Source organism: Thermostichus sp. MS-CIW-36 (assembly GCF_054059035.1).
Genome location: NZ_JBSSBR010000003.1, coordinates 102,561 through 116,398, shown reverse-complemented (window position 1 = coordinate 116,398; position 13,838 = coordinate 102,561). Strand labels below are relative to the sequence as shown.

At 58.5% G+C, this 13,838-nt stretch carries 9 protein-coding genes, 1 pseudogene and 1 CRISPR repeat array; of the genes and pseudogenes, 2 read left to right on the top strand and 8 right to left on the bottom strand.

Annotated elements, in window-relative coordinates; translation table 11 throughout:
• Window positions 1-3: 3 nt before the first annotated feature.
• From ACVWVQ_RS02825 to cas10, 4 genes are read right to left on the bottom strand one after another with little or no spacing between them, the layout of a single operon-like run.
• Window positions 4-444, bottom strand: coding sequence for a hypothetical protein (locus ACVWVQ_RS02825; protein ID WP_414344023.1), 441 nt, complete (start codon window positions 442-444; stop codon window positions 4-6).
• The gene (gene csx10, locus ACVWVQ_RS02820; RefSeq protein ID WP_457506764.1) at window positions 441-1,673 is read right to left on the bottom strand and encodes a type III-D CRISPR-associated RAMP protein Csx10; all 1,233 of its coding nucleotides are present in this window, start codon (window positions 1,671-1,673) and stop codon (window positions 441-443) included. Before csx10 ends, ACVWVQ_RS02825 begins: the two co-directional genes overlap by 4 nt.
• A complete protein-coding gene (locus tag ACVWVQ_RS02815) occupies window positions 1,673-2,395 on the bottom strand; it encodes an RAMP superfamily CRISPR-associated protein (RefSeq protein ID WP_011432243.1) in 723 nt (240 codons plus the stop codon). Before ACVWVQ_RS02815 ends, csx10 begins: the two co-directional genes overlap by 1 nt.
• A complete protein-coding gene (gene cas10, locus ACVWVQ_RS02810; protein ID WP_457506819.1) occupies window positions 2,395-4,605 on the bottom strand; it encodes a type III-B CRISPR-associated protein Cas10/Cmr2 in 2,211 nt (736 codons plus the stop codon). The genes ACVWVQ_RS02815 and cas10 overlap by 1 nt, the downstream gene beginning before the upstream one ends.
• Window positions 4,606-5,164: 559 nt before the next feature.
• On the opposite strand from cas10, the gene cas6 reads away from it, so the two are divergent.
• On the top strand, window positions 5,165-6,307 hold the full coding sequence (gene cas6, locus ACVWVQ_RS02805) for a CRISPR-associated endoribonuclease Cas6 (protein WP_457506817.1): 1,143 nt from the start codon (window positions 5,165-5,167) through the stop codon (window positions 6,305-6,307).
• A 379-nt stretch (window positions 6,308-6,686) separates the two neighbouring features.
• A CRISPR array of direct repeats spans window positions 6,687-8,785; the repeat unit is 37 nt; unit sequence GTTTCCGTCCCCTTGCGGGGAAAAGGTAGGGATCAAC.
• A 274-nt stretch (window positions 8,786-9,059) separates the two neighbouring features.
• On the opposite strand, the gene ACVWVQ_RS02800 is transcribed toward cas6, so the two are convergent.
• The 3 genes and pseudogenes from ACVWVQ_RS02800 to ACVWVQ_RS02790 form a co-directional block, all read right to left on the bottom strand.
• A complete protein-coding gene (locus ACVWVQ_RS02800) occupies window positions 9,060-9,221 on the bottom strand; it encodes a hypothetical protein (protein ID WP_457506762.1) in 162 nt (53 codons plus the stop codon).
• A gap of 259 nt (window positions 9,222-9,480) precedes the next feature.
• Window positions 9,481-10,206 (bottom strand): annotated as a pseudogene (gene cas1, locus ACVWVQ_RS02795) (CRISPR-associated endonuclease Cas1); the annotation flags it as partial.
• 11 nt (window positions 10,207-10,217) lie between these two features.
• Window positions 10,218-11,663 carry a TIGR03985 family CRISPR-associated protein gene (locus ACVWVQ_RS02790; protein ID WP_457466924.1) on the bottom strand — a complete coding sequence of 482 codons (1,446 nt, stop codon included), beginning with the start codon at window positions 11,661-11,663 and terminating at the stop codon, window positions 10,218-10,220.
• Between the two features lie 165 nt (window positions 11,664-11,828).
• On the opposite strand from ACVWVQ_RS02790, the gene crn3 reads away from it, so the two are divergent.
• Window positions 11,829-12,773, top strand: a complete 945-nt coding sequence (crn3, locus tag ACVWVQ_RS02785; RefSeq protein WP_414419712.1) for a CRISPR-associated ring nuclease Crn3/Csx3 — start codon at window positions 11,829-11,831, stop codon at window positions 12,771-12,773.
• 215 nt (window positions 12,774-12,988) lie between these two features.
• On the opposite strand, the gene ACVWVQ_RS02780 is transcribed toward crn3, so the two are convergent.
• Window positions 12,989-13,828: a nitrate ABC transporter ATP-binding protein gene (locus ACVWVQ_RS02780; protein WP_414344143.1), complete on the bottom strand. Its 840-nt coding sequence runs from the start codon at window positions 13,826-13,828 to the stop codon at window positions 12,989-12,991.
• Window positions 13,829-13,838: the final 10 nt, after the last annotated feature.

Below are 13,838 nucleotides of genomic sequence, written 5' to 3'. Positions count from 1 at the left end.
GGTCTAGGATCCTCCTCCCTCTCGCTTGTACTTGAGGTAGCGGGCCCCATAGCCCAGGTAGCGCCGAATCAAGTCAATTTTGATCTCGTTGACTTTGGGGGATGCTCTTTCAATTCCGGCTTCCCTGGCGATGGCTATAGCCCTTTGATGAATCCAGTTGTCGATGTCTTTGATGATGGCTTCTGCCAAAGAGTCTTTGCCCCGCCCCCACTTGTCATCGCGCCCCACCTGGTAGCGCAAAAAGTTCTTGATCACCTCTGAGCTTTCGGTGGAAGCTGCCACGTGCAATAGGTTGCGATATTGGGCCTCTTCCAATCTGTTGAGACCTCTGAAGTTATCCAAGGCGGCTTGAATTCTGGCGACCAGATCATCTTCGGCCAGCCGGATTTGCCGTTGGATCTTGAGCTCTTGTTCCGATGTGATCTCGCTGGTGGCGAAGGTCATAGCGGGTTCTCCCAGAAATGATGATGGAACGGACTGCAAACTTCGATTTGGCCGAATCCTTCAGCAGTGCGTTCGCCAATCCCCCAGTATTCCATCTCCGCCAAAATCGGGATCCAACGCTCCAGTTGCGTGGTGCTCAGCAGAAAGACGCTGCCCTGCGTGGTTACCAATTCTACATCTTTGAACAGACCCCAGGCAGCGTTCCAGCCGGAGACATAGGCGTAGCTGCTGAAGGCCAGCTCCAAAGCCAGGGATCCATCTTCGCAGTTGGCCTCTTCCTGGAGCATCTGGGGGGTGAGCACGGTGGTGCGTTGCCAGCGCTCTTTGAGAATGGCCCCCGACTGCAGCCCAATGGAGAAATACTGCCGCTCCGGCGGAAGGGGCTGCCAGGGATCCCCGAACACCTGCCATTGTTGCCAGCGCTGCCGCAGCTTTTGGTTGAAGGCTTCCACCCGCTGGGCCAGGGAAGGCCGGGGAGCAGCCAGACGCCGAGCCGTGACGTTGACCCGGCCCAATCCCCGCGACACCCCTCCTCCCAAGCGCAGCAGGTGGGCGTGGGCGTTGAGGTAGCGGGTGAGGGTCTTGGCCAGCTCGGGATCCCGCAGGTAGATGTAGCCGCTGAAAAGGGAGCGCTCCAGATGCCCATTGGGGCGGGCTTTGCCCTCGTTCATCACCTCTAGGCTGTAGAAGATTTGGTCGGCAGCAGTGGCGCGGCGACGGTTGATCCCCACCCGCGTGAGCAGGCGTTTGGACACAGCAGCTCGTTCGTAGCGGGGCCCCAGGTCAGACTCCTGCTGGCTGTAGAACCCCCCGAAGGGCTCCACTCTTCCCCCGGAACCGTCCGGCTCTGTGGGATCGAACGGGATCCCCAGCCGCTGTGAGCAGAAGCGATCCAGGAGCGTGTCGAACACCCCCGTTTTGCCCGCCTCTGAGCGGAAGCCGGGATTGTTTTTCGAGCTGAAGGCCGTGGCCGGCAAGACCTTGCTGCCGGATCCCGGATAGGCGTGGGTAAACACAGCAGGCCGAGCTGCCGTAAACAGGGCGGCCAAATCTCCTTGCAGCGCCTCGGCAGGGCGATGTTGGGTTTGGCTGAGCATGAGGTCGGCCAGAGCACCGCGAATCACGCTGCCGGGAATGTAATCCTGGGCCTCGCTGATGGAGCCGCCCGGCTTTTGCCGACCGATGGCCAAGGGAGACTGAGCCGTTAGGGTGAGTTGAATGGCTTCCATCAGCTCCCTCCCTGGGCCAAGAAAGCCCAATCGGCTGCGGTGGGCTGGAGAGCCTGCAGGGATCCAGGATCCCAGTGCAGCCAGCCCAAACCTGCGGATTTGCTGCCCCCCAGCGCGATCAGGTGGTGCAGGGCCGCCAACAGGAGAGTTTTGCCCCAGGAAGGGCAATCGGGCAAAAGCTGCAGGGATCCGGAAAAAGTCAGCTCAGCCGCGGGAGAGGTCTCAATGAGGTAGAGCCGCTGATCCTCGGCGGTGCGGCGGCGGCGGTTGAGGGTGACCCCAGGGCGAAGGGTTGGTTCCAGAGCTGCTGGCGGCACCTCGCAGACGAGATCCTCCACCCACAGGCGGGCAGGCAGGGCCGGATTGCCGAATATCTGGCAGACCAGACAATGGGATCCGGCGTAGCCCTCCACCTGGTATTCGGGGCGGTGGAAATTTCCTGCGCTGCCCTCCCGCTGCGGACACATGCGCTCTGGGTCGGGAGAGCGGCAAATGGCCCAGCCCAGGCCACGGGCCAGTTTCTCGCACTCGTGGCGCAGCCGCCCCTTCAGTTGGGAGCCGGGAATGATCAGCCTGCCAAAGGCATCTTTGAGCAGGGGCTTATCCGCCAGGGAGCCGCTGGAGCCGCCGGCTCCCACCGCCAGGGCAGAGGCGAGGGTGGCCCTCAAAGGGATAGAGGTGATCGTTCGCCCCGCTTGGGGCAGCTCTGCCAGTCTCACCATCACTCCACCTCCGCCAGAACGGGCCGACCCTCGGCCTGGGGCTGTTTTTGCACAAAGGCGTACAAATCCACCAGATCCCGCCAGATGGTTTCATAGGTTGGCGTTGACGAGGATACCTGTGGCTCAACATACATCCAGGGGGGAAGGTGGCCGTCGTTGGTTTTGGCCTTGCACCAGGTGCGCTCAAAAGCCTCCATCAGCGGCTGCCCCTTTTTGCCCAGGCGGCTGCGGAAATAGAGATAGTTGAGGGTGGCGGTGCGTTTGCCTTTTTCCAAGAAGCTGCGAATCTGATAAAGCTGGGAGCGAGGAAAATTGGCCTCCTGCAGGGCTTGTACCGTTCTCAGCAACCCGTGGATTTCCGGGACGGTATAGGGGCCGGCGTAGAGCTTGAGGGTGTGGCTGTTCTGGCGGATCTCCAGAGCTTCCCGACGAAAATCCTGGATGCTGGAGGCAACCAGGGCGACCGACTTCAACGAGAGAAAGTCGATGGTGGCCACAGAGCAGTCCTTGTCTTTGGGCTTCAGCTTTTTCGCGTAGCTCTTGGCGGATTTCAACAGTTGTTCGGTGAGCTTTTCGGCGTAGTAAATGGGGGTGTCTTCCGAGGCGATCAGCACCCCCACCGAGGCGGAGAGCCGACAGAGCTTCCGATCTGCCGCCGGGTAGCGGTGAGGCACCTTGCCGGAAGATTGAGCTGCATAGGTTGCCGAGGTGTCCAGCAGGAGCTGCTCAAACTGCTCACAGAAGGTGGCGGCAATTTCCAGGGCTTTGTGGGCAGGCACCACCACCAACACATCGTCTCCGCCGATGGTCAGGATCTCGAAGGGGTGGATCCACTCGCCGTTGCGGTCTCTGCCGGTTTCCGGATCTGGGGATAGGCCGTGCAGCCGATGGGCCTGCAGGTGCTGGGCGAGGGCGTGGTAAACGGCTTTTTCCGTTGCCTCGGAAACATCCCGGCTAAATTGTCGGTAGGCTTCTGGGGTTTGGATCTGCTGCACATAGCCCCCCATGTCGTTGCCATCGGCGTAAAGGTAAGCCACAAAGCCCTGGCTGCCCAGGCTGGCGTTGGCCACTTCCCGTAGAGATTGGGCCTCGCCGATCCCCTGGACAAATCCCTGATGGGGCTGCAAATAGCGCTCCCGGTAGGGCTCGCCGGCGGGAGAGTTGAGAAAGCGGGCAAATCGCGTTACCCAGCTTTCCACAAAGCCGGGATCCCAGGTGGGGAACTTGCGGAACCACCCTTGCTTGCCTGTTTCAATGCGCTTGGCCTGGCGACCCACCAGGGCTTTGCGAGCGGTGGCTTCCGAGAGCCAGGGCTGATCGACCAGGTCGGCTTTGGCGATGGCAGGGCGACGGTCGGTGCTGTCGCGGCGCAGGTAGGGATGGGTTTCAAAAAAGGCGGGATGGGCGCGGCTGGGGCGACCGGGATCCGGATTGCCGTTGCGGCGGTGGTTGAAGCGGGCGGCCAGGTAACCCACCAACTCGTTGAAACTTTTGCGGTCTTGAAATCTGGCTTCGCTGCCATCCCCAAAATAGGCTCTCACCAGGGGATGGGTTTTGTGTTGCGCCAGCCAATCCAGCCAGGGGGTGCGTTCGATGGGATCCCGCAACAGGCCGTAGCGCAGTTCCAGCAGCCGAAAGGCGGATCCCACGGCGCAGGCGTTAGCGGTGAGGGTTTCTTCGGTGTAGCGCCGCTCGATGGCCTCACAGAGATCGTCCACATGGGCCGCCGGGCAAAAGGCCAGGAGATTGCCCCCGGTGGAGTAGATGATGAGCTCCGGGATCAGGGCTTGCGCCAAAGCCGGGTAGTGCTGCTGCAGCCAAGGCCGGATCTGCTCGGCCACATAGGCCCTCAGCTCTGCTTGAGACTCTTTCCCCAAACCTTCCCATCCCAGGTAGGTTTGCTCGGGATCCCCGAAAAAGGCGGGCAGATCCACCAGGTTAATGCGATCCAACAAAGCGGAGGCCCCGCGGATTTCCGACAGCTTGGCCGACTCGAAGACATAGCTCTTGATCTTGGTGGCCCCCCCGTAAACCAAGCCGATGCGGGTTGTCTGCTGCCACAGCTCCGGGTAGCGGGATTGCAGCTCCGCCGGGGTTCTGGGAAAGGTCTTCGCCGCCATGCTCTCCTGAAATTGGCGCACCTGAGCCAAAATGGGCCGTAGCTCTTCTGGGATCCCGGCCTCGTTGTCGGCGCGAACGGCGGCCCGCATCTGCTGCAAGGTCTCCAGGGCAAACTGGGGATCCCGCTGTTCTCCCCACGCCAGGCACCAGGCCAAGGCAACAGGAACGGGAGAGGGAGCAGAAGTAGGGGTCATGAGCAGCACCTGCGGAATGCGAAAAAGGAAGACAAGTCTTGGACAGGGCTTCCATCGGCTGCGACGGACAGATCCCTAAAGGCTGGGGGCAATTGGCCTCGATTTTTAATCCTTCGCGGAAGACCAAAGCCCTTCAAAAAAGGGTTTGCCGGTTGGGTGGGTAACCAATCGAATCAAGCCGAGAGATGCCATTGAGGTTACCGATTGTTTCAGCCATATCCGATAAACGCTCTCGCCTCATGGTTTTCAGTCCTCTAGCTTGCTAGCAGTATAGATCGAGTGCGATGGGTTGCAGACGATTTCAAGGCTTTCTTCAGATTGTGAGATTTTTTCTGCCTGTACAACGGGCAATTCGAGAGTAAACCCAATAAGAAGGGATCCCTTCTAAAATTTTCTCAATGGAAAGTTGGGTTTTGTGTTGATTGTTGCTGTGGACTGGGAATGGGCTGTGCCTATGCTGAGTTTCTCAGAGCTATCTGCTGATAGAGAAGCGAACGGCAAGTGGCCGACGGGATCCGAGTTGGTGGGGATCACCTTGGAAGTTCAGGCTCCTCGGTCTTACCTGCTGGATCCCCACTATGCCAAAGGGCTGCACGCCTGGTTCTTGAGCCAGGTGCAAGAGACAGACCCGCAGCTATCGGCCTATTTGCACGATGGAGAATCGGAGAAACCTTTTACCCTCTCCCGGCTGATGGGGCCGTTCCGCGAGCAGGGGGGGCGACCGCTGATCCCGCCTCATCTCCCCTTCCGCTGGTGGATCACCGGCCTCAACCCGCCGGTGGTGGAGTGGCTGCGAGGGTGGTGCCAACGGCTGCCCACCTGGCTGGAATTGCGGGGATCCCCGCTGCAGATCCTGGGATGGCAGATCTCGATCCCCCCGCGCACCTATCGTCAACTGTTGGAGCAGCCTCTTTCCCCCCGCTCCTGGAGCCTTTCCTTCGTCTCGCCCACCAGCTTTCGCCACCGGGGCCACCATCTGCCGCTGCCGATCCCTCGCAACCTGTTCCACAGCTATCTGCGCCGTTGGAACGATTTTTCCGGTCTGCCCATCGAGGCGGAGCCTTTTCTGGATTGGGTGGATGGGGAAGTGATCATCCAGCGGCACCGTCTGGAATCGGTCAAAACCACCGCAGGTCGCCAGGGATCCGTGACGGGATTCATCGGCTGTGTGCAGTTGGCTGTCTCCTCCCGTGCGCCTGAGCTGTTGCAGCAGCAGCTCCAAGCCCTGATCCACCTTGCCCCCTACTGCGGCACCGGCCACAAAACCCCCTTTGGGCTAGGGCAAACCCGCCTGGGTTGGTTGGCCGAAGAGCTACCCGCCTCCCCTGTCCCTTCCCGGGAAGAGCAGGTGGCCCAGCGGATCGAGGAGCTGAGCGCCCTCTTTCTCAGCCAGCGGCAACGACAAGGGGGATCCCGCGCCGAAAAAACTGCCCAACTGTGGGCGACGATCCTGGCCCGCCGCGAAGGTGGAGAGAGCTTACAACAGATCGCCGCTGATTTGGAGATGCCCTACGAGACGGTGAAGACCTATGCCAAGCTGGCCCGCCGCTCTCTCCAGTCTGGATCCCAGGACTACTCGTCGAGCAGTCTTCCCTAGATGACTTGAGGTACTTTGTTGAGCCTGATACATTCACGCTGAACTCTCCTGAACATGGTTCAGGAAAGAAGCGATCGCATCCTGCCTATCTCTGTTCGCGTCAGCGGGACGGAGTCCAAACAGGAAGGCGGTATCCCGCAAAGCCCTGAGGAATACCCCCCGAGCGCTTTCCCCCTTCACTTCCCGGCAACCGTTGCGGTGGACTCAAGGATCAGGGGGAAACTTGGTCTACTATATCCCTCTCAATGACTTTTGCCAAACCGCCTAAAGCTCAGTAAATTCAGCAAAGTTCAGGGTTTTGGGGGTTAGAGGCATGCTCTTGCAGGGAGAAGGTAGAGATCAACCTCACTTCTCTTTGCTCATTACTCGCTTCTCTCTAGTTTCCGTCCCCTTGCGGGGAAAAGGTAGGGATCAACGGATCAATGGTCGACGCCATATTGGCATCGGTCAGTAGTCCGGCTGTCGTTTCCGTCCCCTTGCGGGGAAAAGGTAGGGATCAACGACGGGTGGTACCTAGAGGAAGTCGGAGTCCTGGACAAGTTTCCGTCCCCTTGCGGGGAAAAGGTAGGGATCAACTGGGTCTCGCTCCAGACTGAGCTCAATATTTACAAAGGGTTTCCGTCCCCTTGCGGGGAAAAGGTAGGGATCAACTAACGGTCCTATCCCTCCGGTGCAGTATCCATACTGCACAATGTTTCCGTCCCCTTGCGGGGAAAAGGTAGGGATCAACGGTTTCTGGATGATTGAGGACCGCTACGACTGGCATGTGCCGTTTCCGTCCCCTTGCGGGGAAAAGGTAGGGATCAACCAGCCTGTCGGCCAAGATAAAGCCCGCACAGATCCAGGTGTGGTTTCCGTCCCCTTGCGGGGAAAAGGTAGGGATCAACACCGGTTGTTCACCGCGGTTTGCAGGGACGTGTCTGTGGAGGTTTCCGTCCCCTTGCGGGGAAAAGGTAGGGATCAACAGTGATTCTACCCAAAGACATGCTGGTTCGTGCGGGGCGTTTCCGTCCCCTTGCGGGGAAAAGGTAGGGATCAACCTGTAATAAATCTCGGGAAGCGGCTCCGACTAATTCGTTTCCGTCCCCTTGCGGGGAAAAGGTAGGGATCAACGGACAATTGAATATGCAAGCTAACCTGTCCGCCATGGACGTTTCCGTCCCCTTGCGGGGAAAAGGTAGGGATCAACCAGACACTGTATTGGCTGATAGAGGAGAGGAATTAGTGTTTCCGTCCCCTTGCGGGGAAAAGGTAGGGATCAACGCGTAAGGACAAAACTTCCCAAACCCTCCGTCCTCTGGGTTTCCGTCCCCTTGCGGGGAAAAGGTAGGGATCAACCTAAAGTCTTGCATGAGTTGCCTAAACTCATTGTCAGGTTTCCGTCCCCTTGCGGGGAAAAGGTAGGGATCAACGGTTTACCCTGGTTACGCTGAGCAATATTACATGGTGTTTCCGTCCCCTTGCGGGGAAAAGGTAGGGATCAACACCATGATTTACAACTACTTCTTCTCTCGTCATGATGCGTTTCCGTCCCCTTGCGGGGAAAAGGTAGGGATCAACCAGATCGTTGGCGGATACCTGACACAGTAACCGATAGGTTTCCGTCCCCTTGCGGGGAAAAGGTAGGGATCAACGTGACGACTACACGGTCGATTCCCTGGACTATACCCAGTTTCCGTCCCCTTGCGGGGAAAAGGTAGGGATCAACCAGGAAGAAATCAACTGGATGCTCACTAACCTGCAATGGGAGTTTCCGTCCCCTTGCGGGGAAAAGGTAGGGATCAACAGGTTGTTTACGTCAACGCAGCCGACTGGGAAACCATGTTTCCGTCCCCTTGCGGGGAAAAGGTAGGGATCAACCGCTGCAGGGAGGTTCGCAGAGGTATTGAGGGCTTTGGACTGTTTCCGTCCCCTTGCGGGGAAAAGGTAGGGATCAACCGACTGCCCACCACAACATGGGCACCCCATCGACGATAGCAGACGTTTCCGTCCCCTTGCGGGGAAAAGGTAGGGATCAACACACACATAACACATACACGCACATGCAGGGTGTGGAGTAGCTGTAGTTTCCGTCCCCTTGCGGGGAAAAGGTAGGGATCAACGTGCTGTCTCGTATCCCAAGATCCTCCGGGGGTTTCTTGGGTTTCCGTCCCCTTGCGGGGAAAAGGTAGGGATCAACGTACAGGCCTGCGTCATCTCGCAAAAACACGCAGCGGGTTTCCGTCCCCTTGCGGGGAAAAGGTAGGGATCAACTATGGTTTCGTGACGACAAAGGCCGCAAAAATGCGGTGTTTCCGTCCCCTTGCGGGGAAAAGGTAGGGATCAACGTATGCGAGTACGTATACCTCCCTTCTCGCAGGGAAGGTTTCCGTCCCCTTGCGGGGAAAAGGTAGGGATCAACTTAGTTGGCCCCATCAGTGAATTCTATGATGGTGCTGAACGTTTCCGTCCCCTTGCGGGGAAAAGGTAGGGATCAACCCTACCCTCGGAAAAGCCTGAATTCATGAGGTTTTCAAGGTGCGTTCGCGAGGGAGTACGGAGATTCCTCGACACAGATATTAACATTGTCCTCGCGGCCAAGCGCAAGCGGGGAAATTGAGCTTGCTACGGCCATCATGTCACGTTTTTGGGCCAATCGGGGCAAAAGATCTAAAGTTTCCCTTAAAATCTCGTGCCGGCAGAGTCAGGCTGGTGATGGCTCGCCCCGACAGATCGCGCACAAAACTTTACAATTTCGGCCCGGTGGAGAGCCTCAGAAGATCAGGTAGTCCGGCGGCTCATAGGGGGGAGGCCCCCCGAAGACTTTGGCCTGCTTCTTGGCCGCGGCATCCAAAGGGTAGGCCCGCAGACTGTCTTCCTTGAGATTCAGCAGGGGCAACCACGACTGTTCCAGCTTGTTTTCCAACTGATACATTCACGCTGAACTCTCCTGAACATGGTTCAGGAAAGAAGCGATCGCATCCTGCCTGTCTCTGAGCAGGAAGGCGGTATCCCGCAAAGCCCTGAGGAATACCCCCCGAGCGCTTTCCCCCTTCACTTCCCGGCAACCGTTGCGGTGGACTCAAGGATCAGGGGGAAACTTCGTCTACTATATCCCTCTCAATGACTTTTGCCAAACCGCCTAAAGCTCAGTAAATTCAGCAAAGTTCAGGGTTTTGGGGGTTAGAGGCATGCTCCTCCATCATGTCCAGCACCAGGTTGGGGCGGTAGGGCAAGTTGGCGTGGAAAAAGCCGAGATAGGGATCCAACCCGGCCATCACCACTGCCGAGAACACGCGGGCCAGCAGCACCCCGTAGCCCCAACTGAGCAGAGCGTTGATCGGGTCGAGCGGCGGCTGTCGGTTGCGGCCAGTGAAGTTCCACTCAGGCGGAAAGCAATGTTGCAGGGATTGGTAGTAGGTGCGGGCGCAAATGCCCTCCAGGCCCATCAGCGCTTCTCGATCCGGAGGAGTGGTGGAGCGATCCAACTGTTGCAGGTAGGCGGCGATAACATCAATACCCTCCTGTAAGGGGGCAATTTGGCCGCGGGTAGCCCGGTTGTGCAGTTGTAGAATTGCCCGTTGGTTGCGAATCTTGCCGCGCACAATCACCTTGGCCCACCTCAGCCCCCAGGGGGAGTAGGCCCGCTGATACTGGGCCAGACGGATCTCAGAGTTGGTGGAGAAGGATCCCTGCAGGCGACCGCGAAAACCGCCATCCGCACGCAAAAAAATGGTTTCGATGCCTCGATCCAGCAGTTGGGCCAAGGCTGCGCTGGTCAATTGGATCCCGGGCAACACCACCACCAGCTCCACCTCCGCAAGGCGGCAAAGCTGCTCTTGACCACGGCGGCGAATGAGCAGGGTTTGGTTTTGGCAGTGAACCACAGTCCCCGGCTCGGTTAGGTAGAGGGTGGTCATGGGCAGGAAGGTCAAGAAAGCTTCAGGTCGGGGCGATAAAACTGCAGCTCTGCCTGGGCTTCCCGAGCCATCTGTTCCCGGTAGGCCAGTGGCGCGATCACCTCGCCGTTGGGCCGCCAGTCGCGCAAACGCATGGTGAAATTGGTATCTCCCACCCGCACCCAGGCGCGGAAGTACCGGTCGCTGGTTGGCCTTTGCCGGAGAATGTTCAAAATCTGTTGGCGTTCCCGCACATCCGCCACTGCCTGCTGCACCAAAGCCGGGATCCGCTCGTAGGCAATGGGCTGGAAGGTGGGATGTCGCACTGTGCTTTCCACATAGCGACGGGCAAACTCCGGGGAAAATCGAAGGATCAACAATGCCTTGGGCAGGTAAAAATCGGATCCCCAGGCTTCTTCCCATGCTGCTTGGACTTCCTCTGGGCTGGGCAGCTTCCTCTGCCGTTTGCGGGTTGCCAGCTCTGGCGGAATGGAAGGAGCGTCCCAGGGAATCACCGCCAGGCGCTCAGACTGGATCCGATCCAGCCGAAAATTGTGCCAGCCCAGGGATCCCTCGGGGGTGGGGAGCTGGCCAAAGGCTGCCAGATACTTGGCGCGGCGGGCATAAAACAGGCAGACCGGATAGGTGAGAATACGCCGGATCCCATGTTGGCGGGTGGCGTAGTCAAAACCGATCACCCCTGCTTCTGGGTTGGCCCAAAAGGCTTCCAGCTGGTTTTGATATTCGTCCACCCGTTCTTGCTGTTCGTCCGAGAGGATGTACTCAAACCAGACAAAAAGCCGCCGCTGCGAGTGCTGATCGCGCCAGCGGGACGGAGTCCTTTCGCGCCAGCGGGACGGAGTCCTTTGGTTGGCCCAGATTTCATCCAGCAAAACCTGCACATCTGGATGTACAAAGGCCACATCGCTGAGGATGTGATAGATCTGTTCCAGTTGATGGCCCGATAAGGTCAAAGCCGATGAAGATACGGGCAGTTGGGGACGATCCCCCGGCGCACGGCAGCGAAAATTATCTCTCCGCCTAGAGTTGGCCTGAATTTGTTGCAGCCAACCCCGGGCAGCCAGGTAATCCAGCTCTTTGCGCAGTGTGCGATGGGTCTTGTGAAAGGGTCGGGCAGCTAGCAGCGTTTCCAGATCGGGAACTTCTGCTTTTAAGGCGGCCAATAGGTTGGGATCCTTCAGCCAAAACCTCAAGGGTTTCCAGCAAATGCAGTCAACATCAGGACAGGGTGAAGGGATCCCTTGTGCCAGATCCTGCTTGGGGTGCCGTGGTGAGAGCAAGCGATCCCGGATGTGGGTGTAGCCAAAGGTTTCCGGCAGGTCTGGCCAGCGGTTTTCGCCATAGAGGCAGTGGAGCAGTACCCACAGGCGCATGGCCCGCTCCAGGCGCTCCGCCAACTGCCCGCCGGCCAGCCAGCGCAACACCTCTACCGTCAAAGGCAGCTCAAATCCGCTCATCCGACAGTTCCCTCGGTTCTTAGGTCAACCAGTTGATGGCACTCCAGGCCAGGGATTTTTTTGAAGTAAGGCGCAAACGAGAGCCTGACCACTCTGCCACGATTTGGAATCCCCCACTTCCAATCTTTTCCATACTGAAGTCAACCTGTCTCGTCAAATCTGCCCATGGCTGCTGTGGCACTGCATTTGCTTTCCGGCTGTCTGGCCGCTCGCGCCAGCGGGACGGAGTCCTTGGACCCTCGAAGATCCCATTCTTCGGAACTGTCTTTTCAGGTCATCGAAATTGAGCTGACTCGACCGGATCGCCTGGTTTTTCCAGAGGATTTGGCTCAGCTTCAGCTGCCTGCCGGGATCAATGCCCAGCTGGGGGTGGTTCTAACGGGGCGGGCCCCCATTTGGCTGTATGGCTGGCTGGTGCATGAGTGCCACTTCACCCGTTGGGTGGCCTGTTATGACCCACGCTTGGGCGCGGTGGTGGTCTCCAGCCATACCCCCGAAGTGCGGGTGGGCCAGGTCATCCCCTGGGTGCAGGGAAGGCCGGGCAAGGCCTACGGCCCGCTGACGCGAACAGAATTGGCAGCGGCGGTGATGGTGGTGGGCCCCCCCGACAGTGGCAAAAGCCGTCTTGCCCGCGCCCTCTTCGAAGCTCTGCTGCCGGAGCATCCCGATATTTATCTGCAACGGGCCCATTGGGATGGGGAAGGCAATTGGACTTTAGACTTGCCACCAGAAGAGGCGAAGATCCTCAAGCACCAGTACCGGGGCTCTTTTACCCCCGAATTTTTCAGCTTCCATGCCCAGGCCATTCTGGCTTTGCGCCGGCAAAAGAGTTTGGTGATTGTGGATGTGGGCGGCAAGGTGGATCCGCAAAAGCAGCCGATCCTGGAAGCCTGCTCCCACTACCTGGTGGTCAGCCGGGATCCCGAGGCTATCCCTCTCTGGCACGAGTTTTGTCGAGACCGGGGCAATTTGCGCTGTGTGGCCATCCTGCACACCTCGCCCGGCCCTCCTCAAGTGCTCAAAGACTCACCTGAGTTGGAAATTCGCTGGGATCCCAACTCTCCTCCCCCCGCGGAGCTGCTTCGGGCGGTGCGCCGCCTCATTCACTAGAGCTGCAGGTTCAGAATTGGAGGGGCGGGTCAGCATATATCGCATCCCGGACGCTGGCCGTTTTGGACGAGCGGTTGCACGGCGTTGTGTGCGAGTTCCAAGAGAGGTTTGCGGATCGCCTGCCCAGGGGCTGCACCTGATGGCCAAGGTGTGTGGTTTTTGGGTTTTGGGTTGCCTTGTCGCCCTCTCGCTCCGTCAACTGCTCCAGGTTGGATTTACCGGTAAGCCGCCTCTGGGTTGGCTTCATGGCCGTAGAGATAGCTGAGAACCGAGTTGCGCAGGCGGTAGTACTGCGGATCTTCAAGAATCCGCTCGCGATCCCGGGGGCGCGGGAAGGGAATGGTCACGATCTGCCCGATGGTGGCTGCAGGGCCATTGGTCATCAGCACCAGGCGGTCGGCCAAAAACAGCGCCTCATCAATGTCGTGGGTAATCATCAAAACCGTGCAGCGATGTTCATCCCAAATGCGCAACAGCTCCTCTTGCAGCTCCTCTTTGGTGATGGCATCCAAGGCTCCGAAAGGTTCATCCAAAATCAGCACTTCCGGGCGGATGGCCAGTGCACGGGCAATGGCTACTCGTTGTTTCATCCCTCCCGAAATTTGCGAGGGATATTTCTGAGCGGCTTCCCCCAGCCCCACCAAATCCAAATGTTCTTCCACAATTCGATGCTTTTCCGACTGGCTCTTTTGGGGAAATACCGACCGAACGGCCAAATAAACATTTTCATAAACCGTGAGCCAAGGCAACAGGGCATACCCTTGAAACACTACCATGCGCTCCGGGCCAGGAGCTGTAATCGGCTGCCCTTTCAGCTTCACCGAGCCACTGGTGGGCTGGGCAAATCCGGAAACCATATTCAGCAGGGTGGTTTTGCCACAGCCGGAATGCCCAACCAAGCAGACAAACTCTCCCTCGTTCACACTGAGGTTGATATCTCGCAAGACGGGATAATCCCCCTTGGGAGTTGAGTAGGTCTTGCTGACATTCTCAAGGCTTAGGTAGGGTTCTGCGGCTACGTTCGCTGGGGTAGAGGTTGTCAAGAGGGCAGTCATCGTAGGGTGC

Excerpts from the sequence above, each read along its gene's own strand:
- ACVWVQ_RS02825 (WP_414344023.1), bottom strand. The coding sequence starts at position 444 with ATGACCTTCGCCACCAGCGAGATCACATCGGAACAAGAGCTCAAGATC.
- csx10 (WP_457506764.1), bottom strand. The coding sequence starts at position 1,673 with ATGGAAGCCATTCAACTCACCCTAACGGCTCAGTCTCCCTTGGCCATC.
- ACVWVQ_RS02815 (WP_011432243.1), bottom strand. The coding sequence starts at position 2,395 with ATGGTGAGACTGGCAGAGCTGCCCCAAGCGGGGCGAACGATCACCTCT.
- cas10 (WP_457506819.1), bottom strand. The coding sequence starts at position 4,605 with ATGCGGGCCGCCGTTCGCGCCGACAACGAGGCCGGGATCCCAGAAGAG.
- cas6 (WP_457506817.1), top strand. The coding sequence starts at position 5,165 with ATGCTGAGTTTCTCAGAGCTATCTGCTGATAGAGAAGCGAACGGCAAG.
- ACVWVQ_RS02800 (WP_457506762.1), bottom strand. The coding sequence starts at position 9,221 with ATGTATCAGTTGGAAAACAAGCTGGAACAGTCGTGGTTGCCCCTGCTG.
- ACVWVQ_RS02790 (WP_457466924.1), bottom strand. The coding sequence starts at position 11,663 with ATGAGCGGATTTGAGCTGCCTTTGACGGTAGAGGTGTTGCGCTGGCTG.
- crn3 (WP_414419712.1), top strand. The coding sequence starts at position 11,829 with ATGGCTGCTGTGGCACTGCATTTGCTTTCCGGCTGTCTGGCCGCTCGC.
- ACVWVQ_RS02780 (WP_414344143.1), bottom strand. The coding sequence starts at position 13,828 with ATGACTGCCCTCTTGACAACCTCTACCCCAGCGAACGTAGCCGCAGAA.